The 26,990-nt window shown below is 66.5% G+C and carries 25 protein-coding genes; 7 read left to right on the top strand and 18 right to left on the bottom strand.

Annotation, left to right across the window (positions count from 1 at the left end):
• Positions 1-11 precede the first annotated feature (11 nt).
• Positions 12-1,628: a response regulator gene (locus ACR9FL_RS11390; protein ID WP_436355659.1), complete on the bottom strand. Its 1,617-nt coding sequence runs from the start codon at positions 1,626-1,628 to the stop codon at positions 12-14.
• A gap of 208 nt (positions 1,629-1,836) precedes the next feature.
• On the opposite strand from ACR9FL_RS11390, the gene queC reads away from it, so the two are divergent.
• Together queC and queE are read left to right on the top strand one after the other, a co-directional pair.
• Complete coding sequence (gene queC, locus ACR9FL_RS11385; RefSeq protein WP_436358149.1) at positions 1,837-2,556, top strand: 7-cyano-7-deazaguanine synthase QueC; 720 nt, start codon at positions 1,837-1,839, stop codon at positions 2,554-2,556.
• The gene (gene queE, locus ACR9FL_RS11380) at positions 2,553-3,188 is read left to right on the top strand and encodes a 7-carboxy-7-deazaguanine synthase (protein WP_436358148.1); all 636 of its coding nucleotides are present in this window, start codon (positions 2,553-2,555) and stop codon (positions 3,186-3,188) included. Before queC ends, queE begins: the two co-directional genes overlap by 4 nt.
• Positions 3,189-3,192: 4 nt before the next feature.
• Here queE and ACR9FL_RS11375 read toward each other — a convergent pair whose 3' ends face one another.
• The 6 genes from ACR9FL_RS11375 to ACR9FL_RS11350 all read right to left on the bottom strand — a co-directional run bounded on the left by ACR9FL_RS11375 (position 3,193) and on the right by ACR9FL_RS11350 (position 7,822).
• On the bottom strand, positions 3,193-3,822 hold the full coding sequence (locus ACR9FL_RS11375; protein WP_436355658.1) for a hypothetical protein: 630 nt from the start codon (positions 3,820-3,822) through the stop codon (positions 3,193-3,195).
• Positions 3,823-3,894: 72 nt separating this feature from the next.
• On the bottom strand, positions 3,895-4,515 hold the full coding sequence (locus ACR9FL_RS11370; RefSeq protein WP_436355657.1) for a DJ-1/PfpI family protein: 621 nt from the start codon (positions 4,513-4,515) through the stop codon (positions 3,895-3,897).
• Positions 4,516-4,608: 93 nt separating this feature from the next.
• Positions 4,609-4,881: a hypothetical protein gene (locus ACR9FL_RS11365; RefSeq protein WP_296174300.1), complete on the bottom strand. Its 273-nt coding sequence runs from the start codon at positions 4,879-4,881 to the stop codon at positions 4,609-4,611.
• A gap of 200 nt (positions 4,882-5,081) precedes the next feature.
• Positions 5,082-5,777 (bottom strand): pirin family protein, encoded by a 696-nt coding sequence (locus ACR9FL_RS11360; protein WP_436355656.1) that lies wholly within the window; start codon positions 5,775-5,777, stop codon positions 5,082-5,084.
• A gap of 220 nt (positions 5,778-5,997) precedes the next feature.
• The gene (gene aroC, locus ACR9FL_RS11355; RefSeq protein WP_436355655.1) at positions 5,998-7,083 is read right to left on the bottom strand and encodes a chorismate synthase; all 1,086 of its coding nucleotides are present in this window, start codon (positions 7,081-7,083) and stop codon (positions 5,998-6,000) included.
• Between the two features lie 10 nt (positions 7,084-7,093).
• Positions 7,094-7,822 carry a DnaJ C-terminal domain-containing protein gene (locus ACR9FL_RS11350; protein WP_436355654.1) on the bottom strand — a complete coding sequence of 243 codons (729 nt, stop codon included), beginning with the start codon at positions 7,820-7,822 and terminating at the stop codon, positions 7,094-7,096.
• Between the two features lie 142 nt (positions 7,823-7,964).
• On the opposite strand from ACR9FL_RS11350, the gene pdxH reads away from it, so the two are divergent.
• A complete protein-coding gene (gene pdxH, locus ACR9FL_RS11345; protein WP_436355653.1) occupies positions 7,965-8,627 on the top strand; it encodes a pyridoxamine 5'-phosphate oxidase in 663 nt (220 codons plus the stop codon).
• A gap of 9 nt (positions 8,628-8,636) precedes the next feature.
• On the opposite strand, the gene ACR9FL_RS11340 is transcribed toward pdxH, so the two are convergent.
• The gene (locus tag ACR9FL_RS11340) at positions 8,637-9,251 is read right to left on the bottom strand and encodes a TetR/AcrR family transcriptional regulator (protein WP_296174313.1); all 615 of its coding nucleotides are present in this window, start codon (positions 9,249-9,251) and stop codon (positions 8,637-8,639) included.
• A gap of 87 nt (positions 9,252-9,338) precedes the next feature.
• Positions 9,339-9,983 (bottom strand): uridine kinase, encoded by a 645-nt coding sequence (gene udk / locus ACR9FL_RS11335; RefSeq protein ID WP_296174315.1) that lies wholly within the window; start codon positions 9,981-9,983, stop codon positions 9,339-9,341.
• Between the two features lie 244 nt (positions 9,984-10,227).
• Here udk and ACR9FL_RS11330 point away from each other — a divergent pair, with 244 nt between their 5' ends.
• Both ACR9FL_RS11330 and ACR9FL_RS11325 read left to right on the top strand, forming a co-directional pair.
• Positions 10,228-11,859, top strand: coding sequence for a long-chain-fatty-acid--CoA ligase (locus tag ACR9FL_RS11330; protein WP_436355652.1), 1,632 nt, complete (start codon positions 10,228-10,230; stop codon positions 11,857-11,859).
• A gap of 17 nt (positions 11,860-11,876) precedes the next feature.
• Positions 11,877-12,572 carry a DUF1499 domain-containing protein gene (locus tag ACR9FL_RS11325; RefSeq protein ID WP_436355651.1) on the top strand — a complete coding sequence of 232 codons (696 nt, stop codon included), beginning with the start codon at positions 11,877-11,879 and terminating at the stop codon, positions 12,570-12,572.
• On the opposite strand, the gene ACR9FL_RS11320 is transcribed toward ACR9FL_RS11325, so the two are convergent.
• Positions 12,569-13,477 carry an MBL fold metallo-hydrolase gene (locus ACR9FL_RS11320; protein WP_296174321.1) on the bottom strand — a complete coding sequence of 303 codons (909 nt, stop codon included), beginning with the start codon at positions 13,475-13,477 and terminating at the stop codon, positions 12,569-12,571. The two genes, ACR9FL_RS11325 and ACR9FL_RS11320, sit on opposite strands and share 4 nt — an antisense overlap.
• A 101-nt stretch (positions 13,478-13,578) precedes the next feature.
• Here ACR9FL_RS11320 and ACR9FL_RS11315 point away from each other — a divergent pair, with 101 nt between their 5' ends.
• Positions 13,579-13,728: a hypothetical protein gene (locus ACR9FL_RS11315; protein ID WP_436355650.1), complete on the top strand. Its 150-nt coding sequence runs from the start codon at positions 13,579-13,581 to the stop codon at positions 13,726-13,728.
• On the opposite strand, the gene ACR9FL_RS11310 is transcribed toward ACR9FL_RS11315, so the two are convergent.
• Both ACR9FL_RS11310 and ACR9FL_RS11305 read right to left on the bottom strand, forming a co-directional pair.
• Complete coding sequence (locus ACR9FL_RS11310; protein ID WP_296174323.1) at positions 13,725-14,129, bottom strand: TIGR01244 family sulfur transferase; 405 nt, start codon at positions 14,127-14,129, stop codon at positions 13,725-13,727. The two genes, ACR9FL_RS11315 and ACR9FL_RS11310, sit on opposite strands and share 4 nt — an antisense overlap.
• The gene (locus ACR9FL_RS11305) at positions 14,129-14,650 is read right to left on the bottom strand and encodes a hypothetical protein (RefSeq protein ID WP_436355649.1); all 522 of its coding nucleotides are present in this window, start codon (positions 14,648-14,650) and stop codon (positions 14,129-14,131) included. The genes ACR9FL_RS11310 and ACR9FL_RS11305 overlap by 1 nt, the downstream gene beginning before the upstream one ends.
• Positions 14,651-14,918: 268 nt before the next feature.
• Between ACR9FL_RS11305 and ACR9FL_RS11300 the strand changes: the two genes are divergently transcribed.
• On the top strand, positions 14,919-17,879 hold the full coding sequence (locus ACR9FL_RS11300) for a TonB-dependent receptor domain-containing protein (protein ID WP_436355648.1): 2,961 nt from the start codon (positions 14,919-14,921) through the stop codon (positions 17,877-17,879).
• 222 nt (positions 17,880-18,101) lie between these two features.
• Here the strand turns inward: ACR9FL_RS11300 and metH are convergent, their stop codons facing one another.
• The 6 genes from metH to ettA form a co-directional block, all read right to left on the bottom strand.
• A complete protein-coding gene (gene metH / locus ACR9FL_RS11295; protein ID WP_436355647.1) occupies positions 18,102-20,768 on the bottom strand; it encodes a methionine synthase in 2,667 nt (888 codons plus the stop codon).
• On the bottom strand, positions 20,768-21,850 hold the full coding sequence (locus ACR9FL_RS11290) for a homocysteine S-methyltransferase family protein (RefSeq protein ID WP_436355646.1): 1,083 nt from the start codon (positions 21,848-21,850) through the stop codon (positions 20,768-20,770). The genes metH and ACR9FL_RS11290 overlap by 1 nt, the downstream gene beginning before the upstream one ends.
• 189 nt (positions 21,851-22,039) lie before the next feature.
• Entirely contained in the window at positions 22,040-23,017 is a 978-nt protein-coding gene (gene metF / locus ACR9FL_RS11285) for a methylenetetrahydrofolate reductase [NAD(P)H] (protein WP_436355645.1), read from the bottom strand.
• Positions 23,017-23,979, bottom strand: coding sequence for an ArsR/SmtB family transcription factor (locus tag ACR9FL_RS11280; RefSeq protein ID WP_436355644.1), 963 nt, complete (start codon positions 23,977-23,979; stop codon positions 23,017-23,019). Before ACR9FL_RS11280 ends, metF begins: the two co-directional genes overlap by 1 nt.
• Before the next feature lie 115 nt (positions 23,980-24,094).
• On the bottom strand, positions 24,095-25,024 hold the full coding sequence (locus tag ACR9FL_RS11275) for a 2-hydroxyacid dehydrogenase (RefSeq protein WP_436355643.1): 930 nt from the start codon (positions 25,022-25,024) through the stop codon (positions 24,095-24,097).
• Positions 25,025-25,293: 269 nt separating this feature from the next.
• The gene (gene ettA, locus ACR9FL_RS11270; RefSeq protein WP_436355642.1) at positions 25,294-26,961 is read right to left on the bottom strand and encodes an energy-dependent translational throttle protein EttA; all 1,668 of its coding nucleotides are present in this window, start codon (positions 26,959-26,961) and stop codon (positions 25,294-25,296) included.
• Between the last annotated feature and the right edge of the window lie 29 nt (positions 26,962-26,990).

Genomic DNA, 26,990 nt, shown 5'->3' with positions numbered 1-26,990 from the left:
CTGACGTCGGGTCAGGCGGCGGGGCGTTTGCGCGTGTCAGGCGCCGGGGCGGCGACCGCGGCCGGGGCCGCGAGAGCCGCGTTCATGGCCATGCGCAGACGTTCCGGCTTGATCGGCTTCTCCACCACGGCGGCCATGCCGACGGCGAGATAGTGCTTGGCGTCGTCGGGGTCGGCGTTGGCGGTCAGGGCCACGATGGGAATGTTGCGGCTGTCGCCGGGCAGGGCGCGAATGGCCTGGGTCGCCTGAACCCCGTCCAGGCGCGGCATCTTGATGTCCATCAGGATCAGGTCGAACGGGCGGGCCTGCACGGCCTCCAGCGCTTCCTGACCGTCCTCGACGGTTTCGGAGGTGCAACCGAACATCTCGCACAGGGCCTGGGCCACGACGCGGTTGGTGGCGTTGTCGTCGGCGATCAGGACGTGGGGGCGGGCCTGCAGGTCCAGGTCGTCCAGGCTGGCGACATTGGACGGTTCATCGTGCTGGATGACGGCGCGCGGGGCCGACAGATCGAAAGCGAAGGTGGCGCCGCGTCCGACATTGTTTTCGGCCCAGATCCGACCGTTCATCTGCTCGACGACATGGCGGCAAATGGACAGGCCCAGGCCGCCGCCGTCGGGTCCGGCGACGTGGTCGAAAAGCTGGTCCAGACGGGTGGGGTCGATGCCGGGTCCGTCGTCGCGGACGCGGGCCTCCAGGCGGACCTGATCGCCGATGACCACGGCCTTCAGGCTGGCTTCGACCATGCCGTTGCGGGCGAATTTCAGGGCGTGGCCGATCAGGGTGTTGAAGACCTGGGTCAGGCGCGGGCCGTCGAGGACTCCGGCCAGTTCGGTGTCGCCCTCATAACCGACCATCAGGGTCACGCCGTCCTGGGTCGCGCGCGGCGTCCACAGGGTCTGGACCTGGTCCATCACGGCGCGCAGCGGGGTGGGCGCGGGCGCAAGCTCCAGTTCGCCGGCCTCGGCGCGCGCCAGGTCCAGGGCGTCCTGCAAGGTGTCGAGCAGGGTTTCGGAGGAATCGATGATGGTCTGGACGTGGGCCAGGGCCGCGTCGTTCAGCGGCTGGCGCAGCAGCAGTTCGCCGACCGCCAGGACGCCGTTCATCGGCGTGCGTAGTTCCTGACTCATCAGCCCCATGAATTGGCTCTTGGCGCGGGCGGCCGCGGCGGCCTGAACCTTGACGTCGCTCAGGGCGCGCACCTGATCGGCGAGGTCGCGGTTCTGCTGACGCTGGGTGTCGTTGACGGCGCGGAGCAGGGCTACCGCCGTGCCGACGCCGCGATAGGCGCCGTTGCGGGTGACAATGAAGCCGCGCAGCAGGGCGCCGGGGCCGCTCTTCAGGATGATGTCGGAGAAGGCGTCGATGCGGACGCCCGCTTCAACCACGGCCGGTTCTTCGTCCATGATGTGAACGACTTCACGGGCGCCGTACAGGCTCTGGCCCAGAGGCCCCGCCAGCTTCATCAGGAAGTCGCTGCGCTCGATCAGGCCGAGCGGTCGCTCGCCGTCGACGACGGGAATGACCAGGGTGTCCGGCTCGCGCTCAAAGCGCGCGAAGACCTCGGCCGCCATGGTGGTGGCGGTCACCGGCTCTACGCGCTCGGTCAGCACTTCGATCGTCGGCATACGGCCGGCACTCCAATTTCGGTTTTACATTTGATGAAAACGCTTTGCGAAAGCGTTAAAGCCGAACCGAATTTGCTCACTCTGACGAAAAGGGATGAGTGGTCGTGTTTTGCGGCGCGCCGCCGACTGGCGTATAGAGCGCTCTGATCCGATCTTTTCCCTGTTCCTCCCTGGATGCGCGCGGCCCTTGGCCGACCGCAGGTTCGTCATGAGCGTTACGCCGCAAGCCTCTGAAACCTCTGCTCTTGTCCTGTTTTCGGGCGGGCAGGACAGCGCCACCTGCCTGGCCTGGGCGCTGGAGCGGCATGAGCGGGTAGAGACCGTGGGCTTCGACTATGGCCAGCGTCACGCGGTCGAGATGTCGGCGCGTCAGACCGTGCGCGAGCAGATGGTGAACGTTCTGCCGCAATGGGCCGACCGGCTGGGGCCGGATCACGTGGTTGATCTGACCGGCTTCGGCGCCATCGGCGAGACGGCCATGACCACGGATCGCGCCATCGAGGCCGACGCGCGCGGCCTGCCCAACACCTTTGTGCCGGGACGCAACCTGATCTTTCTGGTGGCGGCGGCGGCGCTGGCGGATCGCCGGGGGCTGGACGTCCTGGTCGGCGGCATGTGCGAGACGGACTTCTCAGGCTATCCCGACTGCCGCAACGACACCATCCAGGCCATGAGTCAGGCCCTGACCCTGGGGCTGGCCAAGCCGTCGCCCATCGAGACGCCGCTGATGTTCCTGACCAAGGCCGAGACCTGGGCCCTGGCCGAGCGGATCGGCGGAGCGGCTCTGGTGGAGATGATCGTGGAGGCCAGCCACACCTGCTACCTGGGCGACCGGACCCATCGCCACGACTGGGGTTACGGCTGCGGAACCTGCCCGGCCTGCGAGCTGCGCGCGGCGGGCTATGGCGAATGGGCGGCGCGCGCGTGACCTATTCGGCCAAGGAGGTCTTTCTGACGGTGCAGGGCGAGGGCGGTCAGGCCGGGCGGCCCGCCGTCTTCCTGCGTTTCGCCGGCTGCAATCTGTGGAGCGGGCTGGAGCGGGACCGCGCCACCGCCGTCTGCAGCTTCTGCGACACGGACTTCGTCGGCGTGAACGGCGACGGGGGCGGCAAGTTCAGGACCGCCGACCTGATGGCCGACCATGTCGCCGGCATGTGGCGGGGTCGAGAGGGTGATCCGAAACTGGTGGTCTGCACCGGCGGCGAGCCGCTGATGCAGTTGGACGCGCCCCTGATCGAGGCCCTGCACGCGCGCGGGTTCGAGGTCGCCATCGAGAGCAACGGCACCCTGACCGCACCCGATGGCGTCGACTGGATCTGCATCAGTCCCAAGGCCGACGCGCCGGTGGTCCAGACCTCGGGTCAGGAGCTGAAGCTGGTCTTCCCTCAGCCGCTGGCCATGCCGGATCGGTTCGAGGGCCTCGATTTTGAGCGCTTCTGGCTCCAGCCCATGGACGGCCCCGACCAGGCCGCCAACACCGCCGCCGCCATCGAATACTGCCTGACCCATCCGCAATGGCGGCTGAGCGTCCAGACGCACAAGTATATCGGGGTAAGGTAGGGGGCTAGCGGATGCTTGTGTTGCTGAGATAGGCCAACTCTTCGACGAGCCAATCCGCTAGGTTGGTCCATGGGCCGCAACGTTCTGGAGCCTCGGGGCTCCTGTTGCCTCGGCCCGAGATGCGCCCTTCAGGGCTCATGAAGTAACCGACTTGGCCGCTGTCTCCGACATTTCGAGACGCGAACAGAGTGTCTTCGGGAGCCGCTTCGGCGTAACCCACGCGCCAAAATCGCCCACTGGCGATGTCCAACGGGGCGCGCCCGGAACGATCCAGCAGAGGAGGGTTTCGCGCCATTGAAGGAGGAACGCCGTAGAGCTTCAGGCCGAATAGGACGCAGCCATTCAAGTGGCGGAGGAGTTGCAGGATCGCGTCTGACAATTCGAAGCCATGAAGCGCCTGATAAGCGGCCAGGGCATCGGCCGGCAGCGGCGAAAAAAGAACAATGTCGTATGCGTGTGTGCCCAGGTCGGGGCGCGGCCCGGCCAGGAGCGGGCCGTTGCCTTTACCTTCAATCCAAGCCCCCGAGGCTCCTGCAGCAAGCATCACTTTTTTTAGCGGGCCAAAAAGCTCCGGAAGCGCGTTTAGGCGCTCTTCTAGAGACTCAGCACTTAACTGCGATCTCTCCCAATCCATTTGCGCCCCTGTTCGCCTGCGCGTCCAACTTAGCGATAAGTAGGGAACGTTGCTATCGGGGCGAATGCAGACCTAGGCCGCCAGCGTCGCGCCATCCGCTAGATACGGCCCCACCGCCGCCATCGCGCGCGCGACGTATTCCGCCTTCTCGCCCACGGGGGCGACGTAGTGGATGGCGTCTTCGGCGTCTTGAACCGTGGCCAGGCGGGCGATCATCCAGGCGGCGAGGTATTGGGAGGCGAGGCAACCGCCGGCCGTGGCGACATTGCCGTGGGCGACGAAGGGGGCGTCCACGACATTGACGCCGGCCTCGATGACCCAGGGCTTGGTGGTCAGGTCTGTGCAGGCGGGCAGGTTGCCGATCAGGCCCAGCTTGGCCAGCAGCAATGTGCCTGAACACTGGGCGCCGATCAGCTGGCGCGACGGGTCCAGTTTCAGGCGCGACAGGAAGGCGGGGTCGGCGGCGTAGTCGCGGGTCTTGATCCCGCTGCCGATCAGGACGGCGTCGGCCTCGGCCAGGAATTCCAGCGGCTTCTGGCGCTGGATGGTGACGCCGGCCATCGAAGTAACTTCGGGCGTGGGGCAGGTGATGTGCGCCGCCCAGCCCTGCGATTTCATCCGGTTCAGGATGCCCGCGGCGATGAAGCTGTCCAGCTCGTTGAAGCCGTCGAGGGTCAGGATGGCGATCTGCATGGCGGGCTCGTCAGGGGAGGAAGGCGCACCCTGGACGAGAATGGCGCAGTTCGACAGGGCCGGTTGGCGCGTGAGCGGCCTTAGCCGTCCTTGCTAGCAGTCCTTGCCCTGGCGCTGGCGTTGCTCGCAGCGGCGCTGTTCGCGTTCGTGTTCACGCTGTTCACGCTCGCGCTTGGCCTTGGTTTCCTCGTCCGAGGTGGTGACGGCGTCGAAGCCGGCCCCGACGACCGCACCCGTCGCCTTGGCCGTGCCGCCGACGACGGCTGCGCCGGCGCCGACCACGGCCCCGACGACGCACCCCTGCAGCAACAGCGAGCCGCCGACGACGGCCAGAAGGGCGGTCGCCCGCGTGAAGGACTTGGTCATGATAATCTCCCGAGGCGCCCATTCTGTGCGACGGAAGTGAACAGAGGCTGACGGCGGGATCATGACCCGCATCCTTCTGCCGTCATCCCGGGGCCGCGAAGCGGAACCCGGGACCCAGGTGGTGGAGGCTGAGGGGCGACAAGAGCCGACGTCTGGATCCCGGATAACGGCTTGCGCCGTTTCCGGGATGACGGAGAGGGTTACAAACTGTCGACCATGACCAGTTCAGCGTCTTCGCTGGCCGTGATGGTGATGACGGCCTCGTCAACGATGCCGGCGCCGTCGCGGGCGTTCAGAGCGGTGCCGTTGACGTCCACGCGACCGACGGCGGGGACCAGATAGGCGCGGCGACCGGCGGCCAGGTCATAGGTCAGGCTCTCGCCCGCCTTCAGCGTCGCGGCCAGAACCTTGGCGTCGGCGTTGATCGTCAGGGCCTCGTCCGCCGGATCGCCCGAGGCGACGACGGTGAAGCGGCCCGAGCGGTCGCTCTTGGGGAAGTCGCGCTGGCCCCAGGACGGCGGAGCGCCCGGCTTGTCCGTCTCGATCCAGATCTGGAACAGGGTGGTCGTCTCGTTCTCGAGGTTGAACTCGGAGTGACGCACGCCCGTGCCGGCGCTCATCACCTGAACGTCGCCCGCGCCGGTGCGGCCCTTGTTGCCCATCGAGTCCTCGTGGGTGACGGCGCCGGCGCGGACATAGGTGATGATCTCCATGTCGGCGTGGGGGTGGGGAGGGAAGCCCGAGCGGGCGCCGATCTCGTCGTCGTTCCAGACGCGCAGACGGCCCCAGCCCATGCGCTTGGGATCGTAATAGTTGGCGAACGAGAAGTGGTGCCTGGCGTTCAGCCAGCCGTGGTTGGCGCCGCCGAGGGTGTTGAAAGGTCTGACGTCGATCATGGTGCGGTCTCCCTGTGGCTGCAGCCTATGCCGCGCCGTTCGAGACCTATATAGGTAACAATGACTGTTGCGAAAAGGGGTGTTGTTTCACGCCGTCATTCCGGGGCGCTCGCAGAGCGAACCCGGAACCCAGGCGGTCTGTATGGGCAGGGCCGGGCGGGATTTGGCGTCTGGGTCCCGGATCGGCCTGTCGGCCGTCCGGGATGACGGCTGTGGGGCCTCACCCCACCTGCGCCCTATGCCGCAGCATGGCGTCGGCCAGGACGATGGCGGCCATGGCCTCGACCACAGGGACGCCGCGCAGGGCGACGCAGGGGTCGTGGCGGCCCTTGGTGCGCAGATCGACTTCGGCGCCGTCACGGTTGATGGTCTGGCGCATGGTCAGGATGGAGGAGGTGGGCTTGAACGCCACCCGCGCCGTCAGCGGCTGGCCGGTGGAGATGCCGCCCAGGACCCCGCCCGCCTTGTTCGACAGGAAGACCGGCAGGCCGTCGTCGCCCAGGCGCATTTCGTCGGCGTTGTCCTCGCCCGACAGTTCGGCGGCGCCGAAGCCCGCACCGATCTCGACGCCCTTGACGGCGTTGATGGACATGAGGCCCGAGGCCAGTTCGGCGTCCAGCTTGGCGTAGAGCGGCGCGCCCCAGCCGGCGGGAACGCCTGTGACCTCCAGCGCCACGACGGCGCCGATGGAGGAGCCGGCCTTGCGGACGCCGTCCAGATAGGTCTCCCACGCAGGGACGACCTCGGCCGAGGCGGCGAACAGGGCGTTGTCATAGACGGCGTCGAAGTCGATCGCGTCGTCAGGGATGCGGTGGGGGCCGATCTGGACCACGCCGGCGCGGATGCGGATGTTTTCGCCCAGGACCTTGCGGGCCACGGCGCCCGCGGCGACGCGGCTTGCCGTTTCGCGGGCGGACGAACGCCCGCCGCCGCGGTGGTCGCGCACGCCGTACTTGGCCTGATAGGCGTAGTCGGCGTGGCCGGGGCGGAAGGCGCGGGCGATCTCGCCGTAATCCTTGGAGCGCTGGTCGGTGTTCTCGATCATCAGACTGATGGGCGTGCCAGTGGTGACCGGGCCGTTTCCGTCGTCGAAGACGCCGGACAGGATGCGGACCTGATCGGCCTCCTGCCGCTGGGTGACGAAGCGGCTGCCGCCGGGCTTCCTCAGGTCGAGCAGGGGCTGGATGTCGGCCTCGGTCAGCGGGATCAGCGGCGGGCAGCCGTCGACGACGCAGCCGATGGCCGGGCCGTGGCTTTCGCCCCAGGTGGTGACGCGGAACAGATGACCGAAGGTATTGTGCGACATGGCTTACCGCTTAAGCCGCGATGCGCTCCGGCGTCCAGACCCGCGTGAAGCGAAGCAGCAGGTCTTCTGCGGCCGAGGGCAGGTCGGCCGAGGCCTCCAGCTTGACGAACAGGTCGCCGGCGGGGCGCTTGCCACGCGCGGGCAGGCCGAGGCCCTTGAGGCGCAGACGCACCGGTTCGACCATGTCGGGCACCAGCCAGGACGAGCGCAGACCGGCGTGGGTCATGATCTCGATACGGCCGCCGTCGTCCATCATCCGCTGCGGCACGGCCCAGGTCATGAACAGATCGCCGCCCAGAACCGACAGGCCGTCGGCGGGGCGGATCAGGACGGGCAACAGCAGGTCGGCCCCGTCGCCGCCGCCGCGCTTCAGCCGGATTTTATCGCCGGTGCGAACGCCGGGCGGAGCGTGGACCAGCAGGGTGCGAGCGCCAACCACCACGCGAACGCAACCGCCGCTGATTGCCTGCATGGGCGTCAGGGTCAGAAGCGGCGCGGGGGCGGGCGGCTGAACGAAAGGTCTTGCGTTCGTGGGCGCGGGCAGGGCCAGGGTCTGGGCCTGCAACAGGCGATAGGCGGCGATGACGCGGCGGAACGTCTCGGCGTCGCCGCCGGGCGCGTCGGGGCGCGCGGCCTTGACCGCCACGCGGAAGGCCGCGACCAGGCCCTCGGCGCCGACCGGGCCGGTCAGGCCCAGAAGCGACCGGGCGTTTTCAAGAGTGAGGGTGTCCGTGCGCATGAGGTTAGCCTCGGGCCAATATGGTCAAGGCCGGGTTAACCCTGTCGACGGAAAGGAAAATTTCAGCTTATGGTGAAGCTTGCCGTTGAGCCCTAGTCCACAGCTGATGACGTAGGGGAAATGCGGGTGTAGAGAATCAGCCATGACCCAGCCCTTGATCCCGCCCAGCCCGTCTGCCCAGGACTATGCCGCGCAACTGGCGGCCAATGCGGATGAGACCATGTTCGAGCGTTCGGAGCCTTTCGGCCTGTTCGCCGAGTGGCTGGAGGCGGCCAAGGCGGCCGAGCCGAACGACGCCAACGCCATGACTCTGGCGACGCTGGACGCCGAGGGGATGCCGGACGCGCGCATTGTCCTGCTGAAGGATGTGGATGCGCGCGGCTTCACCTTCTTCTCCAATCAGGAGAGCGCCAAGGGCGAGCAGCTTTGGGCCCATCCGGCGGCGGCCCTGGTCTTTCACTGGAAGAGCCTGCGCCGTCAGGTTCGGGTGCGCGGCGTGGTCGAACCCGTCAGTTCCGCCGAGGCGGACGCCTATTTCGCCAGCCGGGCGCGCGAAAGCCGTATCGGCGCCTGGGCCTCGGACCAGTCGCGACCGCTGGACAGCCGCGCCGTGCTGGAGGCGCGCGTGGCCGAGCAGGCGGCGGGTTTCGACGGGCAGGACGTGCCGCGCCCCGATCACTGGAGCGGCTGGCGGGTCGTGCCGCAACAGATCGAGTTCTGGCGCGATCGCGCCTTCCGGCTGCATGATCGTTTGCGTTTTGACCGCGACGGCGACGCCTGGCTGCGGACGCGCCTCTGGCCCTAGGCGGGGACGCTAGACCGCGTAGCGGGCCAGGAAGGTTTCGACCGCATCCTCGGCGATGGCGCGGGGCGTCCGTTCGGCTACGACGTCGTCGCCGGTCACCAGGGGGACGAAGAAGACCGGGTGCTCGATCATGCCCATCAACTGGCCGGCGGCCCAGGAGGGCTTGTCCACCTTCATCTGTCCGGCGGCCGTCATCTCGACCAGCATGCCGATCAGGATGGCGCCGAAATCGGAACGGCCGCGTTCGAAGAAGCGCATGGCGATCGCCTCGAATCGAGGCCGCTCGGCCAGGACCAACCGAAAGACCGATCGGACGAAGCTGTTGCTCATGAATTCGGCATAGCCGCCGATGAATTCGTTCAGGCGTTCGCGCGGCGTGCCCGACGTCGTGTGCACCGCCGCCATGTGACTGGCGAAGTCTTCGGAAGCATTGTCGATCACCGCTTCAAACAGGACGGCCTTGCTGTCGAAGAAGGCGTAAAGTGTCGCGGTCGAAACCCCCGCCTCTCGCGCGATAGGCTCCATGCGCGTGCCGGCATAACCCTCGTTGATGAAGTGTAATCGCGCCTGTCGCACAATGGCGGAGCGCCGAGGATCGTCGAGATCGTGGACCAGTGCGGTCATCAGTACATACCCGGAAAGAGTATGGATAACGTGCCTTTAAAATGCCTTGATTGCAACATGTAACATAGTTTTGCGAATGCAAATCAACTAGCGATGCCAAGTCGCTAGAAGCGGATGGGCCAGGACCGGCGCGGCCAGACGAACGACCGCCTGGGGATCTTCCAGCCGCACCGCCGCCGTGGCGTCGGCGACGATGAAGTCGGCGTGGGTGCGCGAGGGCTCGGTCCAGCGTTCGTGTCCGGGGCGAACGGTCAGCAGATACTGGTGGATGACGGATTCGGCGGTGCGCCCGCGCTCGGTCTGATCGCGCAGCAGGCGGCGGATGAAGCGGATGTCGGCCGGGGTGTCGACGAAGACCTTGAGGTCGAACAGGGCCGTCAGAGCGGGGGTGCATAGGACATGGGCGCCTTCGACCACCACCACTTCGGCCGCGGGGATGGGTTCGCCGCCCGGATCGCGGCCGTGGTGAATAAAGGAATAGAGGGGGGCCACGACCGGACGCCCGGCCTTCAACTGCGACAGGTGCTCGATCAGCAGGTCGTGATCGCGCGCGGCCACGTCGTCGAAGTCGTGGGTGTCAGCGTCGAAGCCCGGCACGCTGGCGGCATCCAGATAATAGGAGTCCTCGCGCATCAGCACGGCGACACCGGCGGGCAGGGAGGCGACCAGGGCCTCGGCCAGGGTGCTCTTGCCGGAGCCGGAGCCCCCGGTGATGGCGATGAGAATGGTCATGGGCGGTCTCCGGCTGTTCCGGCGGCTTTCTAGGCGGCCGAGGTGCGATTGACCATGTCGTAGAAGGGCGAAGCGCGAGGTTTCCGGGGCGTCGGAACCGACGGCGAATTCATGCAGGGCGCGGTGAAATGCCAGGGTCGAGACTGCGACCTTGTTTCCCTAACGGCACGTTGCTTATCGCCATTTACCTCGATAGCGTCTGGAAAAGCGCCACGTTTTAGAGGGTGCAAGACGAGGGAATGCGATGCTGGGTTTGATGCAGGACTGGCCGCTGACGGTCGACAAGATTCTCGATCACGCCAAGAATTGGCACCCGAACCGCGAGGTCGTGACTCGCTCCGTCGAGGGGCCGATCGAGCGCACCACCTATGGGGCCATTCATGGTCGCGCCAAGCGGGTGTCGAACGCGCTGAAGGCCTGGGGCGTGCATCCGGGCGACCGTGTCGCCACCCTGGCCTGGAACACCTCAGACCACATCGAGACCTGGTACGGCATCATGGGCATCGGCGCCGTGTGCCACACCCTGAATCCGCGCCTGTTCCCGGAACAACTGGTTTATATCATCAACCACGCGGGCGATCGGATCATCTTCGTCGATCTGACCTTCGTGCCTTTGCTGGACGCCATCCTGCCGCACTGCCCATCGGTCGAGCGCGTCGTGATCATGACCGATCCCGACCACATGCCGCAGACCAAGCTGCCGGTGATCGACTGCTATGAGACCGTGCTGGAGCAGTCGTCGGAAGACGTGGAATGGGGCGGCTTCGACGAACAGACGGCCTGCGGCCTGTGCTACACCTCGGGCACGACGGGAAACCCCAAGGGGGTGCTTTATTCGCACCGCTCGAACTTCATCCATACCCTGCTGGGTCTGCAGTCGACCGTCCTGGGCGCGACGCCCAAGGAAGTCATCCTGCCGGTGGTGCCCATGTTCCACGCCAACGCCTGGGGCATCGCCTTCGGCGGGCCTGCGGCGGGGTCCAAGCTGGTCATGCCCGGCGCCCGCATGGACGGCCCGGCTATCTATGAACTGCTGGAGACCGAGGGCGTCACCTTCTCGGCCGCCGTGCCGACCGTCTGGCAGGGGCTGCTGAACCACCTGCGCGAGAACAAGCTGAAGCTCTCGACCGTGACGCGCGTGCTGATCGGCGGCGCCGCCGTGCCGGAAAGCATGATCCGCGCCTTCAACGACGAGTTCGGCGTCGAGGTGTTGCAGGGCTGGGGCATGACCGAGACCTCGCCCATCGGCACTCTGTCCAATATGACGCCGGAACTGGCCGCCCTGCCGTTCGAGGAGCAGTTGAAATGGCGGGTCAAGCAGGGCACGCCGCCGCTGGGCGTCGAGCTGAAGCTGAAGAACTACGCCGGTCAGGAGATGCCGCACGACGGCTCGACCTATGGCCGACTGATGATCAAGGGCCCGACCATCGCCCGCGCCTACTTCCGCGACGAGGGCGGCGAGATCCTGGACAACGAGGGCTTCTTCGACACCGGCGATGTCTCGACCATTGACGATCACGGCTTCATGCAGATCACTGACCGGGCCAAGGACGTCATCAAGTCCGGCGGCGAATGGATCAGCTCCATCGAGATCGAGAACCTGGCGGTCGGCCATCCCAAGGTCGCCCTGGCCGCCGTCATCGGCGCGGCCCATCCGAAATGGGACGAGCGGCCGGTCCTGCTGATCAAGCTCAAGGACGGCGAGACCGAGAACAAGCAGGAACATCTGGACTTCCTGCAGGGCAAGATCGCCAAGTGGTGGATGCCCGACGATGTGGTCTTCATGGCCGATATTCCGCTGGGCGCCACGGGCAAGATCGACAAGAAGCTGCTGCGCGAGCAGATGAAGGATTATCGTCTGCCGACCGCAGGCTGATCTTTCAGGAGGGCCGCATGGCTGAACCGACCCGGACCCAGGCGCGCGCGGCGGAGATCCGTCTGCGCTGGCTGACCCTGGCGGCGTGCCTGGCGCCTCTGCTGGTGTTGATCGCGGTCTTTGGGACCCGGTTCGGCCTGTGGAGCGCGAGCTTCGGCCTGGAGATCCTGACGCTGAAGATCGCCCGCATCCTGGCCTTTGCGGGTCTGGCGGCGGCCCTGGTCGCGGTGCTGATCGCGTTCAAGGACATGCGGCGTCGCGGGCTCTATGCGGCTGTGTCGCTGGTGGTGGCGGGCGCGACCGTGGCCCTGTTTGCGGTTCAGGGACAGCGGTTCGCCGTTCCTGCCGCCAACGACGTCACGACCGACGCCGCCGAGGCGCCGGCTTTCTCGCGCGCGGTGCTGGCCATGCGCGGCGGGCAGGGGGAGGCAAGCGCGTCGGTCGCCTGTCCCGGTCTGGTCTCGGTGTCGCGTCAGGTCGCGCCGGAAACGGCGGCGGCGGCGCTGTCGGCGGCGGGCTTTACCGTGCGCGGCGCGGCGCCCTTCCGGGCGGACGGGGCCAAGGAGGGCTTCTGGTTCGGTGTGACCTATGACGCCGCCATCCGCATCCGTCCGGGCCGCACCGACGTCCGCGTGGCCCAGCGTGAAGGCGTCATGGTCGGCGACGAAGCTTGCCGCCTGGCCCGCGCGGTCATGACCGAATTGCAGTCCTAGTCGACCAGCCCGTAGCGCGCGGCCATCGTCGGTTCGGGATCGGCGGCGACGCGCCCTTCTCTCGCCAGCTTGATCAGATGCGACAGCACCGACAGGCTGGCCGCCGGCCATAGGCGCTGATCCACCGCGGCGTAGAGGGCCGGGACCATGTCCGCGATGGTCGCATCGCCCGCCGCCAGCCGGGCCAGGATCTGCGCCTCTCGTTCCAGCCGGTGATCGCGATAGGCCTTCAGGAAGGGCGCGACCTGGGTGATGGCCGGGCCGTGTGTCGGCCAGATGGTCGAGAAGCCGCGCGCCAGCACCCGCTCCAGACTGTCCATATAGGCCGCCATGTCGCCGTCGGGCGGGGCGACGACCGTGGTCGACCAGCCCATGACGTGATCGCCGCTGAACAGGGCGTTCTCGTCTCTCAGAACGAAGGCCATGTGGTTGGAGGCGTGACCCGGCGTGGCCAGAGCCTCGATCGTCCAGCCGTCGCCCTCGATCATCTCGCCCCCCGTCAAGACGATGTCTGGCGCGAAGTCGGCGTCGTCGTCCTCATCCAGGGCGGCTGAGGCGTGGGTGATCCGCGCCGGGGGGCGGGCGGCCAGGATCGGGGGCCCGCCGACCGCCTCGGCGATGGGGCGGGCCAGGGGGGCGTGGTCGCGGTGGGTGTGGGTCACCAGGATATGGCTGACGGTCCGGCCCTTCACCGCGCGCAGCAGGGCGTGCAGGTGGGCCTCGTCCTCGGGGCCGGGGTCGATCACCGCCACGCTGGCGCCCGGCATGTCGCGCCCGACGATATAGGTTCCGGTGCCGGTGAAGGTGAACGGCCCCGGATTATCGGCGATGACCCGCTGGATCAGCGGCGAGACCTGGTCACGATGGCCATAGGTGAAGTCGAACTGGCGGACATAGGGGATCACAGGCGGGCGTCCTTGGTGGGCGGTGCAGGCGGCGAGCGGCGGCGATCGGCGCGGCGCCGACCTTGCGTTCAACGCCTGTAACCTATTCGGGAGCCGTCGCCGTGATCCGAACCGCTGTTTTTCCTGTGCCAAATCGGGCTTGGGCCATGGTCGCCGTCCTGGCCTGTCTCGTGGCGGCGCAGGCAGCCGTGGCCTCCTGCACGCCGGAGCCAGCCACGCCCTATGCCGCCCGCGTCGCCGTCGTCCGTTAAAGCGGCAGACGGCTGAGGTCGTAGCCGGCCGCCGCCGCCTGGGCGCGCAGCGTGTCGGCGTCGGCCCCGCGTGCGCGTTCGGCCATGGCCCAGATCGCCGCCGAGCGCATGCCCGAGCGACAGAAGAGCAGGGTCGGGGTCTGATCCGCCAGGCATTCGCCGACGCGCGCCGTCGTGACCGGATCCGGCATGCCGCTGACCGGGGCCTCGACATAGTCCAGGCCCGCCGCCTCGGCCGCCGCCTGCATTTCGGCGCTGGTCGGCTGGCCGGGCTCTTCATGGTCGGGGCGGTTGTTGATCACTCTGCGGGCGCCGATCGCGCGGCAGGCCGAGGCCAGCTCCTCGGCGCGCACCTGTCCAGAGATCCAGACGCCGGGGGCGAGTTGTGCGGTGGTCATCATCATTGCCTTCTTACGCGCATGGCGGGGCTGCGTCCGACGGCCAGAAGATAACTGCCCATGGCGGCCCGGCGCACCCGCACGGGAGTTCCTTCCTTTACCCTGAAACTGACCGGCATGGCGTCAACCTGTTTCCAGACGGAGCCGTCGGCCAGATGGAGGGTCCAGCCATTGTTCTGGGTCGCGCTGACAAGAGTCGTTTCAATCGACTCGATCTGATCCTGCCTGTCGCCTGTGATGAAGTCGGGCAGTTGGGGGGCGGTGAAACCGAAGATGGCTCGTCGCGCTTCCTGAAGTCGTTGACGTTCCACCACCACCACTTCGCCCTGCCGCTCGGCTGTCTCGAGGGAGGCTGTAGCAGAGTCGAAACAGTTCAGGCGCGCGCCGGAATCGGCGATCGAGCGGCACTCCATGAGGCTCTGAAGGGCCGGTGCGCGGGGCTGGGAAAAATCTTGCGCTGACACTGCTGTCACGCTGAAAAAAGATACGGCAAAACAGAGGTATGCGGAACGAATTGCTCTCATTTGGTGACTTCCTCGCAGTAACGACTATTTCAGATTGAGCGGTTGAGCAAGTTTAACGCCTCTTGGCGCAGTCATACCGTGGCGATTTTGCGACATTGTCGTGCCCATCTGATTACTCCTCGCCGTTTTCAGCGGTGAAGTGGCGCGGGGCAGCGTATGAGTTCGGTCAATCTACGCTTCGCTCGAGTCGGCGGCGGCAGATTTAGGATGGGGAGCGGGAACAGGTGACTATCTCGACTGTGCCACCCCGCATTTGGAGGATTAAACCTTGAAGTTGATCGATAAGCGCGAGCGTTGGCTCGCGACGACGATGATCGCAGGCGCGGCTCTGGCCGGTTTCGCCATGCCGGCCATTGCACAAGAGCAAACCGGAGAAGCGACCCAGATCGACGAAATCGTCGTCACCGGTTCGCGCATCGCGCGTCAGGACTATCGTTCCAGCAGCCCGATCGTCACCGTTGACGCTCAGGACATCCAGGCGACCGGGTCGGTGACCATCGACAGCCTGATGAACGATCTGCCGCAGTTCACCCCGTCGATTTCGTCGACCTCGAACAACCCGTCGAACGGCGGTCAGGCCAACCTTGACCTGCGCAGCCTGACGCCCAAGCGGACCCTGGTTCTGGTGAACGGCCGTCGTCTGGTGCCGTCGAACAGCGATGGTTCGGCCGACGTCAACCTGATCCCGACCGCCCTGATCCGTAACGTTGAAACCATCTCGGGCGGCGCCTCGGCCGCCTATGGTTCGGACGCCATCGCCGGCGTGGCCAACTTCATCCTGAACGACCGCTTCGAAGGCGCTCAGATCGACGCCCAGTACGGTCAGACCGACCGCGACGACGGCACGACCCAGAGCTACACCTTGACGGTTGGCGGCAACTTCGCCGACGACAAGGGTAATGCGGTGATCTCGATCAACCGCTCGACCCGCGAGCTGATCTACAACTCGGCGCGTGAGTTCTCGGCTGTTTCGGGCGCCTCGGGCACCACCCCGCTGGGTTCGGCCGTCTTCGACAGCACCAACCTGCCTGACGCTGACGTCGTTCGCGCCTACTTCGGCGACACGACCCTGCCGCTGAACGGCGCCTTCGGCTTCAACAACGACGGCACCATCTTCAGCCACACGCGGACGCTTAACTTCAAGAGCCCGGGCGGCATCCAGTGGGACGGCTTCGTCACGCCGGGCGGCAACTACGCCTTCAACACCGGCGCGCTGAACTACCTGTCGCTGCCGATGGAGCGCTGGAACGTCTTCTCGAGCGCCCGTTACACGTTGAACGACAACGTCGAGTTCTATGGCGACGCCCTGTTCAACCAGTACACGGCCAGCCAAGAACTGGCGGCGACGCCGGCGGCTTCGACGACCGGTTTCCGCGCCCCGTCGACCAACCCGTTCATCCCGGCCGACCTGAAGGCCTTCCTGAACTCGCGTGCTAACCCGAACGCCTCGTTCCAGCTCAACAAGCGCTTCACCGACCTGGGCGGCCGTCACGCTGAGTACGATTACAGCGTCTATCAACTGACGGGCGGCATTCGCGGTCAGGTGCCGAAGAGCTCCTGGACCTACGACCTGTATGCCCAATACGGCCGCGTCAGCAACATCGAGACCCAGACCGGCAACGTGTCGCGTTCTTCGGTCCAGGAACTGCTGGATGCACCGGACGGCGGCGTCAGCATCTGTGAAGGCGGCTTCAACCCGTTCGGCGACAACGGCGTCTCGGCTGAGTGCCTGTCCTACATCGGCCGTACGTCGCGCACGATCACCACGGTCGAGCAAAGCGTTATTGAAGGCACCCTGCAAGGCAAGGCTTTCGACCTGCCGGCTGGTGAAGTTCGCGTCGCCCTGGGCGTCCAGTATCGCGAAAACACCTTCAGCTACGCTGCTGACCCGTCGCTGGCTCGCATGAACCCGCGTACGCCTCACCTCGACATCAACGGCAACCCCGACGGCGGCACCATCGGCGGCGTGGAAATCGCCGGCTTCAACGGCGCTGACTCGGTCAACGGCAGCGTCAACACCGTCGACCTGTTCGGTGAAGCGCTGATCCCGATTCTGTCGGATCTGCCCTTCATTCAGGCGCTCGATCTGACGCTCGGCTATCGCTACTCGGACTACAGCTCGGTTGGCGGCACGACGGCCTACCGCGCTGACCTGGACTGGACCATCGTGGACGGTCTGCGCGTTCGCGGCGGTTACAACCGCGCTGTGCGTGCGCCTTCGATCGGTGAACTGTTCTCGCCGGCGAACGTGAACTTCCCGGCGATCGGCGATGCCAGCGCCAACGCGCCGGGCGGCGACCCCTGCGATGTCAACGGCTTCTTCCGCAATGGTCCGGATGCGGCCAAGGTCAAGGCGCTCTGCCTGGCGCAGGGCATCTCGCCCGTCGTCATCGACACCTATGACTTCGCCAACGATCAGGTGAACGGCTTCTCGGGCGGCAACATCAACCTGGAAGAAGAAACCGCTGACTCCTTCTCGGTCGGTCTGGTTTACCAGTCGCAGTTCCAGTCGCCCTGGCTGTCGCGTCTGTCGGCATCGCTGGACTACTACAGCATCGAAATCGAAGACGTGATCTCGGAGATCTCGATCTCTGACGCCCTGAACGGCTGCTTCAACGGCACGGGTGAAAACCCGGACTATGATCCGAACAACTCCTACTGCCAGCTGTTCTCGCGCGACCCGGACAACGGCTCGATCATCGATGCGATCGAAAACCTGGACAACCTGGGCGTCCTGAAGACTTCGGGCGTCGACCTGCAAGTCGACTGGAGCATCGATCTGGTGGACGTCGGTGCGCCGGATTGGGGCACCCTGGGCGTCAACGCCGTGGTCGGCTGGCTGGCTGAACGCGAAGACAGCATCGTGGCCGGCGGCTCCTTCACGGACCGCAAGGGCACGATCTCGGACGATTTCGGCAACACCTTCCCGGAATGGAAGTCGCTGGTTTCGGTGAACTGGGCTCATGGTCCGTTCACGGCGACGGCGCGCTGGCGTCGGGTTGGCGAGATGACCGTCTATGGTTCGGACAACGTTCTGGAGCCGATCCACTACTTCGACCTGAGCGGAACCTGGGCGGTCAACGACACCGTGTCGCTGCGCGCGGGCGTCAACAACATCGCCGACCAGGAGCCGCGCACGTGGAACCCTGGCATTCAGGCGAACACCGACCCGTCGACCTATGACATCCTGGGTCGTCGTTATTTCGTCGGTCTGACCGCTCGCTTCTAAGCGACGTCAGATTGTCAGATTGGGGCGGCGGACTTTCGGGTCCGCCGCCCTTTTTCTATTCAACTCAGTGACAGGTGGCAGGTTGCGGCAAGCGTGGGCCAGCCGACGGCCCGTCTTGGTCAGAGGAGGATGCGCACGCGCGCGACCGCCAGCCGCCTGCGAAGGCTGCCTTGGCAAAGAGGCTGAGGTCGGGACGGCTCTGGCGCCGCCGCCTGACGGATCTCAGGCGGCGGTGTCGCGCGCGATCGCGCCGGGGTCGTAGTTGAGGATAGGGGCCAGCCAGCGTTCGGCGGTCTCGACGTCCCAACCCTTGCGGGCTGCGTAGTCCTCGATCTGATCGCGGTCGATCTTGCCGACGCCGAAATAGTGGCTGCCCGGATGGCCGAAATAGAGGCCGCTGACCGAGGCCGGCGGCGTCATGGCGTAGCTTTCGGTCAGGGCCATGCCCGCGTTGGCGCCGGCGTCCAGCAGACGGAACAGGGTGGCTTTTTCCGTGTGGTCGGGCTGGGCCGGATAGCCGGGAGCGGGGCGGATGCCCTGATACTTCTCTTCGATCAGGTCCTGGGTGGTCGTGACTTCGTCTGCGGCGTAGCCCCACAGCTCGGTCCGCACCTTCTTGTGCAGGGCCTCGGCGAAGGCTTCGGCCAGGCGGTCGGCCAGGGCCGTGGCCATGATCGAGGAATAGTCGTCGCCGGCGTCCTTGAAGCGCTTGGCGATTTCCAGTTCGCCATGACCCGCCGTGACCGCGAAGGCGCCGATGTAGTCAGAACTTTCCTCAGCGATGAAGTCGGACAGGGCCAGGTTGGGCTTGCCGTTCGACTTCTTGATCTGCTGACGCAGGGTGTGGAAGCGGGCGATTTCCTCGGCGCGGTCCTCGTCGGCATAGACGGCGATGTCGTCGCCCACGGCCTGAGCGGGCCAGAAGCCGACGACGCCCTTGGCCGTGAACCACTTCTCGTCGATGATCCGCTTCAGCATGGCCTGGGCGTCGCGGAACAGGTCCTTGGCCGCCTCGCCGACGATCTCGTCCTCCAGAATCAGCGGATAGCGGCCGATCAGCTCCCAGCTGGCGAAGAAGGGCGTCCAGTCGATGTGGTCGGCCAGATCGGCCAGATCCCAGGCGTCGAACGAACGCACGCCGAGGAAGGAGGGCTTGCCCGGCATGGTCGCGGCCGGATCGGGCTGGAAGCGGTTCTCACGCGCCTGCTGCAGCGTGGCGCGGGCCTTGACCTCCTGGCCGCGCGCGTACTGCTCGCGGATACGGATGTATTCGTCGCGGGTGGCGGCCTCGTTCTTGGCCTTTTCGGTGGGCGACAGCAGGCCCGAGACCACACCGACGGCGCGGCTGGCGTCGATGACATAGGTGGTCGAGCCCTTGCGATAGCCCGGCTCGATCTTGACCGCAGTATGGGTGCGGCTGGTCGTGGCCCCGCCGATCAGCAGGGGAATGTCGAAGCCGCGCCGCTCCATCTCGCGCGCGACGAAGACCATCTCGTCCAGCGAGGGGGTGATCAGGCCGGACAGGCCGATGATGTCGACCTTGTGCTCGATGGCGGCGTCCAGGATGCGGTCGGCCGGGACCATGACGCCCAGGTCGATGACCTCGTAGTTGTTACACTGAAGCACGACGCCGACGATGTTCTTGCCGATGTCGTGGACGTCGCCCTTGACCGTGGCCATCAGGATGCGGCCCGCCTGCTCGCGCGGCTTGCCGGCCTTTTCGGCCTCCATGAAGGGTTCCAGCCAGGCGACGGCCTGCTTCATCACGCGGGCCGATTTCACCACCTGCGGCAGGAACATCTTGCCCGAGCCGAACAGGTCGCCGACCACGTTCATCCCGTCCATCAGCGGACCTTCGATGACGTGCAGGGGGCGCTCGACCGACAGGCGGGCCTCCTCGGTGTCGGCCTCGATGAACTCCGTGATGCCGTGGACCAGGGCGTGGGCGATGCGGGCCGCGACCGGCTGCTCGCGCCAGGTCAGATCTACGACCCGCGCCGCGCCCTTTTCGCCCTTGTAGGTGGGGGCCATGTCCACCAGCCGCTCGGTGTTGGACACATTGGTCCGCTGCGGCCGGTTCAGGATCACGTCCTCGACGGCTTCGCGCAGCACCGGGTCGATGTCGTCATAGACCGGTAGGTCGCCGGCGTTGACGATGCCCATGTCCATGCCGGCGTTGATGGCGTGGTACAGGAAGACGCTGTGGATGGCCCGGCGCACCGGCTCGTTGCCGCGGAAGCTGAACGAGACGTTCGACACCCCGCCCGAGATGCGGGCGTAGGGCAGGGTGGCCTTGATGACCTTGACCGCCTCGATGAAGTCGACGGCGTAGTTGTCGTGCTCCTCGATCCCCGTCGCCACGGCGAAGATATTGGGGTCAAAGATGATGTCCTCGGGCGGGAAGCCGACCTCGTTGACCAGGATATTGTAGGCGCGAGTGCAGATCTCGATCTTGCGCGCGGCGGTGTCGGCCTGACCCACTTCGTCAAAGGCCATGACCACGACGGCGGCGCCGTAGCGCATGCATTTGATCGCGTGCTCGCGGAAGGCGGCCTCGCCTTCCTTCATGCTGATCGAGTTGACGATCGGCTTGCCCTGAACGCACTTCAGGCCCGCCTCGATCACCTCCCACTTGGAGCTGTCGATCATGACCGGGACGCGGGCGATGTCGGGCTCGGCGGCGATCAGGTTGAGGAAGGTGCGCATGGCGACGGCGCCGTCCAGCAGGCCCTCGTCCATGTTGATGTCGATGACCTGGGCGCCCGCCTCGACCTGCTGGCGCGCGACGTCGAGGGCGGCGGTGTAGTCCCCGTCCACCACCAGCTTACGGAACTTGGCCGAGCCGGTGACATTGGTCCGCTCACCGACGTTGATGAAGATCGGGCGCATCAGGCCACCAGCTCGAAGGGTTCCAGCCCCGCCAGGCGCATGGCCACAGGGCGCTCGGGGATTTCGCGCGGTTTCAGCGGCGCGACCTCTTCGGCGACATGTTTGATGTGGTCGGGGGTGGTGCCGCAGCAGCCGCCGACGATGTTGACCAGACCGGAGGCGGCCCATTCCTCGATGAAGTGGGCGGTTTCGTGCGGCTGTTCGTCGTACTGGCCCATGGCGTTGGGCAGGCCGGCGTTGGGGTAGGCGGCGACCAGGGTGTCGGCCACGCGGCTCAACTCGGCGATGAAGGGCCGCATCAGGTCGGCGCCGAGGGCGCAGTTGAAGCCCACCGCAAAGGGCTTGGCGTGGCGCACGGAGTTCCAGAAGGCCTCGGCGGTCTGGCCCGACAGGGTCCGGCCCGAACGGTCGGTGATGGTGCCGGAAATCCAGATGGGCAGGGCGGGCAGGCCCTCGTCCTCAAGGTCCTTGATGGCCTTGATACAGGCCTTGCAATTCAGCGTGTCGGTGATGGTTTCGATCAGATAGAGGTCGACGCCGCCCTCGTTCAGGGCCTTCACCTGATGGCGATAGGCCTCATAGACCTCATCGAACGTCACCAGTCGCGCGCCGGGGTCGTTCACGTCCGACGACATGGACAGCATCTTGTTCAGCGGGCCGATGGAGCCGGCGGCGAAGCGGGGCTTGTGCGGTTCCTTGGCCGTCCAGCGGTCGGCCGAAGCGCGGGCCAGCCTGGCGCCTTCCAGATTGATGTCCCAGACCGCCTGGGCGTCCAGTTTATAGTCGTCCTGGGCGATGACGGTGGCCGAGAAGGTGTTGGTCTCGCTGATGTCGGCGCCCGCGCCGAAATACTGGTCGTGCAGGTCGGAAATGACGTCGGGGCGGGTGATGCAGAGGATGTCGTTGTTCCCCTTCATCTGCTCCTTTTCGTCATAGCCGTTGGCCGCGATGAAGCGATCACCGCGGAAGTCGGCCTCCTCCAGCCCGCGTCGCTGGATCATGACGCCCCAGGATCCGTCGAGGACCAGGATGCGTTCCTTGGCCGCCGCGTGCAGGGCGGTGATGCGGTCTTGGCGGGTCATACGCGGACTCTTCCGAAGCCCTCCCCCTCGAGGGGGGAGGGTTGGGTGGGGGTGTGGACGGCGGTCGTGGTTTTGACCAGTGGGAGACGCAGCGCGGGCGGCGCCTCAAGCGCCATGGGCTGAAAGCGGCGCGCGATCACCCCATCCCCCGGCCCCTTCCCCCTCGAGGGGAAGGGGAGCTCTGTTTGACTAGGCATCGGCCTTCGCCTCACGCACGCCCAGCACCCGGCAGATGGCATAGACCAGCTCGGCGCGGTTCAGGGTGTAGAAGTGGAAGTCCGAGAAGCCCTCTTCCTGCAGTCGCGCGCAGGTCTCGGCGGCGATGGAGGCGGCCAGCAGCTTGCGGGTCTCGGGGTCGTCGTCCAGGCCGTCGAAGTGGGCCGCCAGCCAGTCGGGGATGGAGGCGCCGCAGGCCGCGCTCATGCGGCTAAGGCCCTTGAAGTTGGACACGGGCATGATGCCGGGGATCAGGGGGATGGTCACGCCCGCCGCCCGCACCCGGTCGCGGAAGCGCAGGAAGGCCTCGATGTCGAAGAAGAACTGGGTCACCGCGCGGGTCGCGCCCGCGTCCACCTTGGCCTGCAACACCTCGATGTCATGGTCGATCGACGGACTTTCCGGGTGGCGTTCGGGATAGGCGCCGACGGTGATGTCGAAGCCGCCGACCTTGTTGATTGCCCGAGACAGTTCGGTGGCGTTGGCGTAGCCGTCGGCGCGCGGGGCATAGGCGCCGCCGATGCCCCCAGAATTATCATGTCCGCCCGGCGGGTCGCCGCGCAGGGCGACGATGTGGTCGACGCCGATGGCTTTGTAGCCCTCGATGACCTCATCGACCTCGTCGCGGCTGGCCTCGACGCAGGTCAGGTGGGCGGCGGGACGCAGGGTGGTCTCGCTGATGATCCTCTGAACCGTGCGGTGGGTGCGCTCGCGCGTCGAGCCGCCCGCGCCATAGGTGACCGAGACGAAGGCCGGGTTCAGCGGCTCCAGCCGGCGGATGGCGGACCACAGATTGGCCTCGGCCTCGTCCGACTTGGGCGGGAAGAACTCGAAGGAGACGTTGACGGCGTTGCGGTTGGAGCCGGCGCGGGCGACGGGGCCCAGCGGCGACAGCAGCAGGGCGCGGGCTTCGGCCAGATTGAGCGAGGACGGGGAGGCGGGGGAGGCCATCAGGCGGTCTTTCGAGCGGGGACGGCGGCGCGTTCGCCGGTCCAGATGTGGACGGTCAGGCCCTCGGTGTCGGGCGGCAGGGCGATGGGGGCGTCGGCGGTCAGGCCCGCGTCGGCCAGCCAGCCCTGGATTTCGTCGTCGGCGAACCCCAGGCGGCGGTGCTGATGCGCCTCGCGCAGCTGTTCCAGCTTGTGGGGGGCGAAGTCGACGATCAGCAGCCTGCCGCCCGGCATGACCAGACGCGCGGCCTCGGCCACGGCGGCGGCGGGATCGGCCAGGTAGTGCAGGACCTGATGCACGATCACCAAATCGGCGCTGCCATGCGGCAGGCGGGTCGAGAAGATGTCGCCGTGGCGCAATTCGACCTTGTCCAACCCGGCCTTGGCGACATTGGCGCGGGCGATGTTCAGCATGTTCTGCGACAGGTCGAGGCCTACCGACATCTTCGCCTTCTTGCCGAACAGGGTCAGCATCCGGCCCGAGCCGGTGCCCAGATCGACGACGCGCTCGAACGGGCCTGGGCCGGCCGCTTGTTCGACGGCGGTCTCGACCGCGCTCTCGCAGACATAGAGGCTGCGCATCTGGTCCCACTGGGGCGCGACCTGTTCGAAATAGCGGGCGGCGTCGATGGCGCGCTCCTTGCGCACCTCGTCCAGACGGCGATGGTCGGCCTCGCCTTCCGCGTCGTCCAGCAGGTCCAGCACCGTGTCGATCAGGCGGCGCGACAGGGCGTCGTGCGACAGGCGGTAGAAGACGCGCGCCCCATCGGGGAATCGTTCGATCAGGCCGGCGTCGGCCATCAGCTTCAGGTGACGCGACACGCGCGGCTGGCTCTGGTCCAGAACCCGCGACAGCTCCATGACCGACAGTTCCTCGGCGGCCAGCAGCGACAGCACCCGCAAACGAGTGGGTTCGCCCGCAGCGCGCAGGGCCTCGACAGTCTGGTCAGCAGTCAGGGTCATGAGATCGTATAAAGATATCCTTATACGATTATGCAAGCAAAAACTGACCGCAAGCGGGCGCGATGCGACGGTCAAGCCGCATGGATCGTTCGACGACCCATGAAATCATGCCGACTCAGGTCGTGACGGGCGTCTTCAGCGGATCGCCCGCGAAATGGGCCGTCAGGTTCTGCAACAGCAGCATCAGCATGCCTTGCACCGCCTCGGTCGTGGCCCCGGCGGTGTGGGGCGTCAGGACGGTGTTCGGCACGGCGGCCCAGCGCGCGGCGTCGGTCGGCTCGGTTTCGAACACGTCGAGAGCGGCTCCGCCGAGGCGCCCGTCGCGCAGGGCGGCGATGACAGCGTCTTCGTCCACCAGTTGGCCGCGCGCGACATTGACCAGCAGGCCGGTGGGGCCCAGGGCCTCGATCACCTCGGCCGAGATCAGGCCGCGATTGGTCTCATCCGCGCGGCAGGCGACGACTAGAACATCGGAAGCGCGAGCCAGGTCGAGCAGGCTGTCGGCGCGGGGCCAGGCGGCGTCCTTGGCGCGCGGCGCCCACCACTGGATATTCATGCGCATGACCTCGGCGCGGCGGGCCACGGCCTCGCCGATGGCGCCCAGGCCGACGACGCCCAGGGTCTGTCCGCCCAGGGACGGGGTGATGGTCTTGGACGCCGGGGTCCAGTCGCCAGCGCGCAGTTGACGGTCGCCCTCGGTGATCTGACGGCGCGCCGCCAGGATCAGGCCGACGGCGTGGTCGGCGACATCTTCGTGGTTGATGGCCGGGGCATGGGTGACGGGCAGACCGCGCGCGCGGCACCAGTCCACGTCAATGCCATCGTAGCCCGAGGTGAAACAGGCGATCAGCGACAGGTTGGGCAGACGTCCGATCAGGTCCTTGTCCAGTTCGAACTCACCCGCCACGACCAGGACGCGCACGTCGGCGGCGGCCTCGATCGGCGGCCCCTCCCAGAAGCGATAGACGTCATAGGCGCCTTCGAGGAAGACGCTGAGCGGCGCGAGGTGCCGCTGCATGATCAGGATGGCGGGGCGCTGGGTCATGGACCTCAGATTAACCCGGTTCCGCCGGAGCGCCAGCGGGCAAAAGAGCAAGCCTCGGCGCGCTCGTGCTCGCCCCCTTCGCCGTCACCCCGGACGGCCTGCAGGGACGATCCGGGGTCCAGGCTGCGGCTTCAATGACATGGACGGAGACCCATCAGGCGCCTGGGTTCCGGGTTCGCTTCGCGCCCCGGAATGACAGAAAGGGGCTGAGCCAAAGAAAAACGGCCCCCCGATCGCTCGGTGGGCCGTCTTGTCAGGCTAGCGTCGGATCAGCGACCGAACTTCTGGTGCTGGATACGTTTGGGAATGATGCTGTCCGCACCCAGGCGGCGCATCTTGTCCTGTTCGTAGGCTTCGAAATTGCCCTCGAACCATTCCACGTGGCCGTCGCCTTCGAAGGCGAGGATGTGGGTGGCCAGACGGTCCAGGAACCAGCGGTCGTGGGAGATGACCACGGCGCAGCCGGCGAACTCTTCCAGAGCCTCTTCGAGGTTCTGCAGGGTTTCGATGTCCAGGTCGTTGGTCGGTTCGTCGAGCAGGATCAGGTTGCCGCCGGTGGCCAGGGTCTTGGCCAGGTGGACGCGGTTGCGCTCACCGCCGGACAGTTGGCCGACCTTCTTCTGTTGGTCGCCGCCCTTGAAGTTGAAGCTGCCGACATAGGCGCGGGTGTTGATCTCGCGCTTGCCGACCATCATCACGTCGGTGCCGCCCGAGATGGCTTGCCAGATGGTTTCGTCCGGCTTCAGGTCGTCGCGCGACTGGTCGACATAGGCCAGCTTGACCGTCTCTCCGACCTTGATGGAGCCGCCGTCTGGCGCTTCCTGGCCGGTGATCAGCTTGAACATGGTCGACTTGCCGGCGCCGTTGGGGCCGATGACGCCGACGATGCCGTTGGGCGGCAGCTTGAAGGTCAGGTTGTCGAACAGGGTCTTGTCGCCATAGGACTTCTTCAGGCCCTCGACTTCCAGCACGACATTGCCCAGGCGCGGGCCGGGCGGGATCTGGATGACGGCGAAGGACTGGGCCTGGCGGCTGTTTTCCTGCTCCGAGACCATTTTCTCGTAGGCGGCCAGACGGGCCTTGGACTTGGCCTGACGGGCCTTGGCGCCCGAACGGACCCATTCCAGTTCGCGGGTGAGGGCGCGCTGGCGGGCTTCCGATTCCGACTGCTCCTGAACAACGCGCTTCTGCTTGGCTTCCAGCCACGAGGAGTAGTTGCCCTCGTGCGGGTGGCCCTTGCCGCGGTCCAGCTCCAGGGTCCACTTGGTGACCTGATCCAGGAAGTAGCGGTCGTGGGTGACCAGGATGACGCAGCCCGGGAAGTTCTCCAGGTGGTGCTGCAGCCAGGCGACGGATTCGGCGTCCAGGTGGTTGGTCGGTTCGTCCATCAACAGCATGTCGGGTTTGGACAGCAGCAGGCGGGCCAGGGCCACGCGGCGCTTTTCACCACCCGACAGGTTGGCGACTTCCCAGTCGTCCGGCGGGCAACGCAGGGCGCCCATGGCCTGGTCGATGCGGCTGTCGATGTCCCAGACGTCGCCGGCGTCGATCTTCTCCTGGAGGGCGGTCATCTCCTCCATCAACTCGTCGGTGTAGTTTTCACCCAGCTCGTTGGCGACTTCGTTGAAGCGGTTGACCCACTGCTTCTCTTCGCACCAGGCCTCGACGTTCTGGCGCACGTTCAGCGCCGGATCGAGGTGGGGCTCCTGCTCCAGATAGCCGCGCTTGACGCCATCGGCGGCGCGAGCCTCGCCCTGGAACTCGCTGTCCAGGCCGGCCATGATCTTCAGCAGGGTGGACTTACCCGAGCCGTTGACCCCGACGACGCCGATCTTGGCGTCGTTGTAGAAGCTCAGCCAGATGTTCTCGAAGATCTTCTTGCCGCCGGGGAAGGTCTTGGTCAGACCCTGCATCTGGAAAATATATTGCTGCGCCATGAGGTGCGGTTTCGCCCTGTCGTCTGATC

Origin of the sequence: Brevundimonas sp. CEF1, assembly GCF_051353055.1 — a bacterium.
Classification (GTDB): Bacteria; Pseudomonadota; Alphaproteobacteria; order Caulobacterales; family Caulobacteraceae; genus Brevundimonas.
This window is presented reverse-complemented; position numbering and strand designations above follow the sequence as displayed.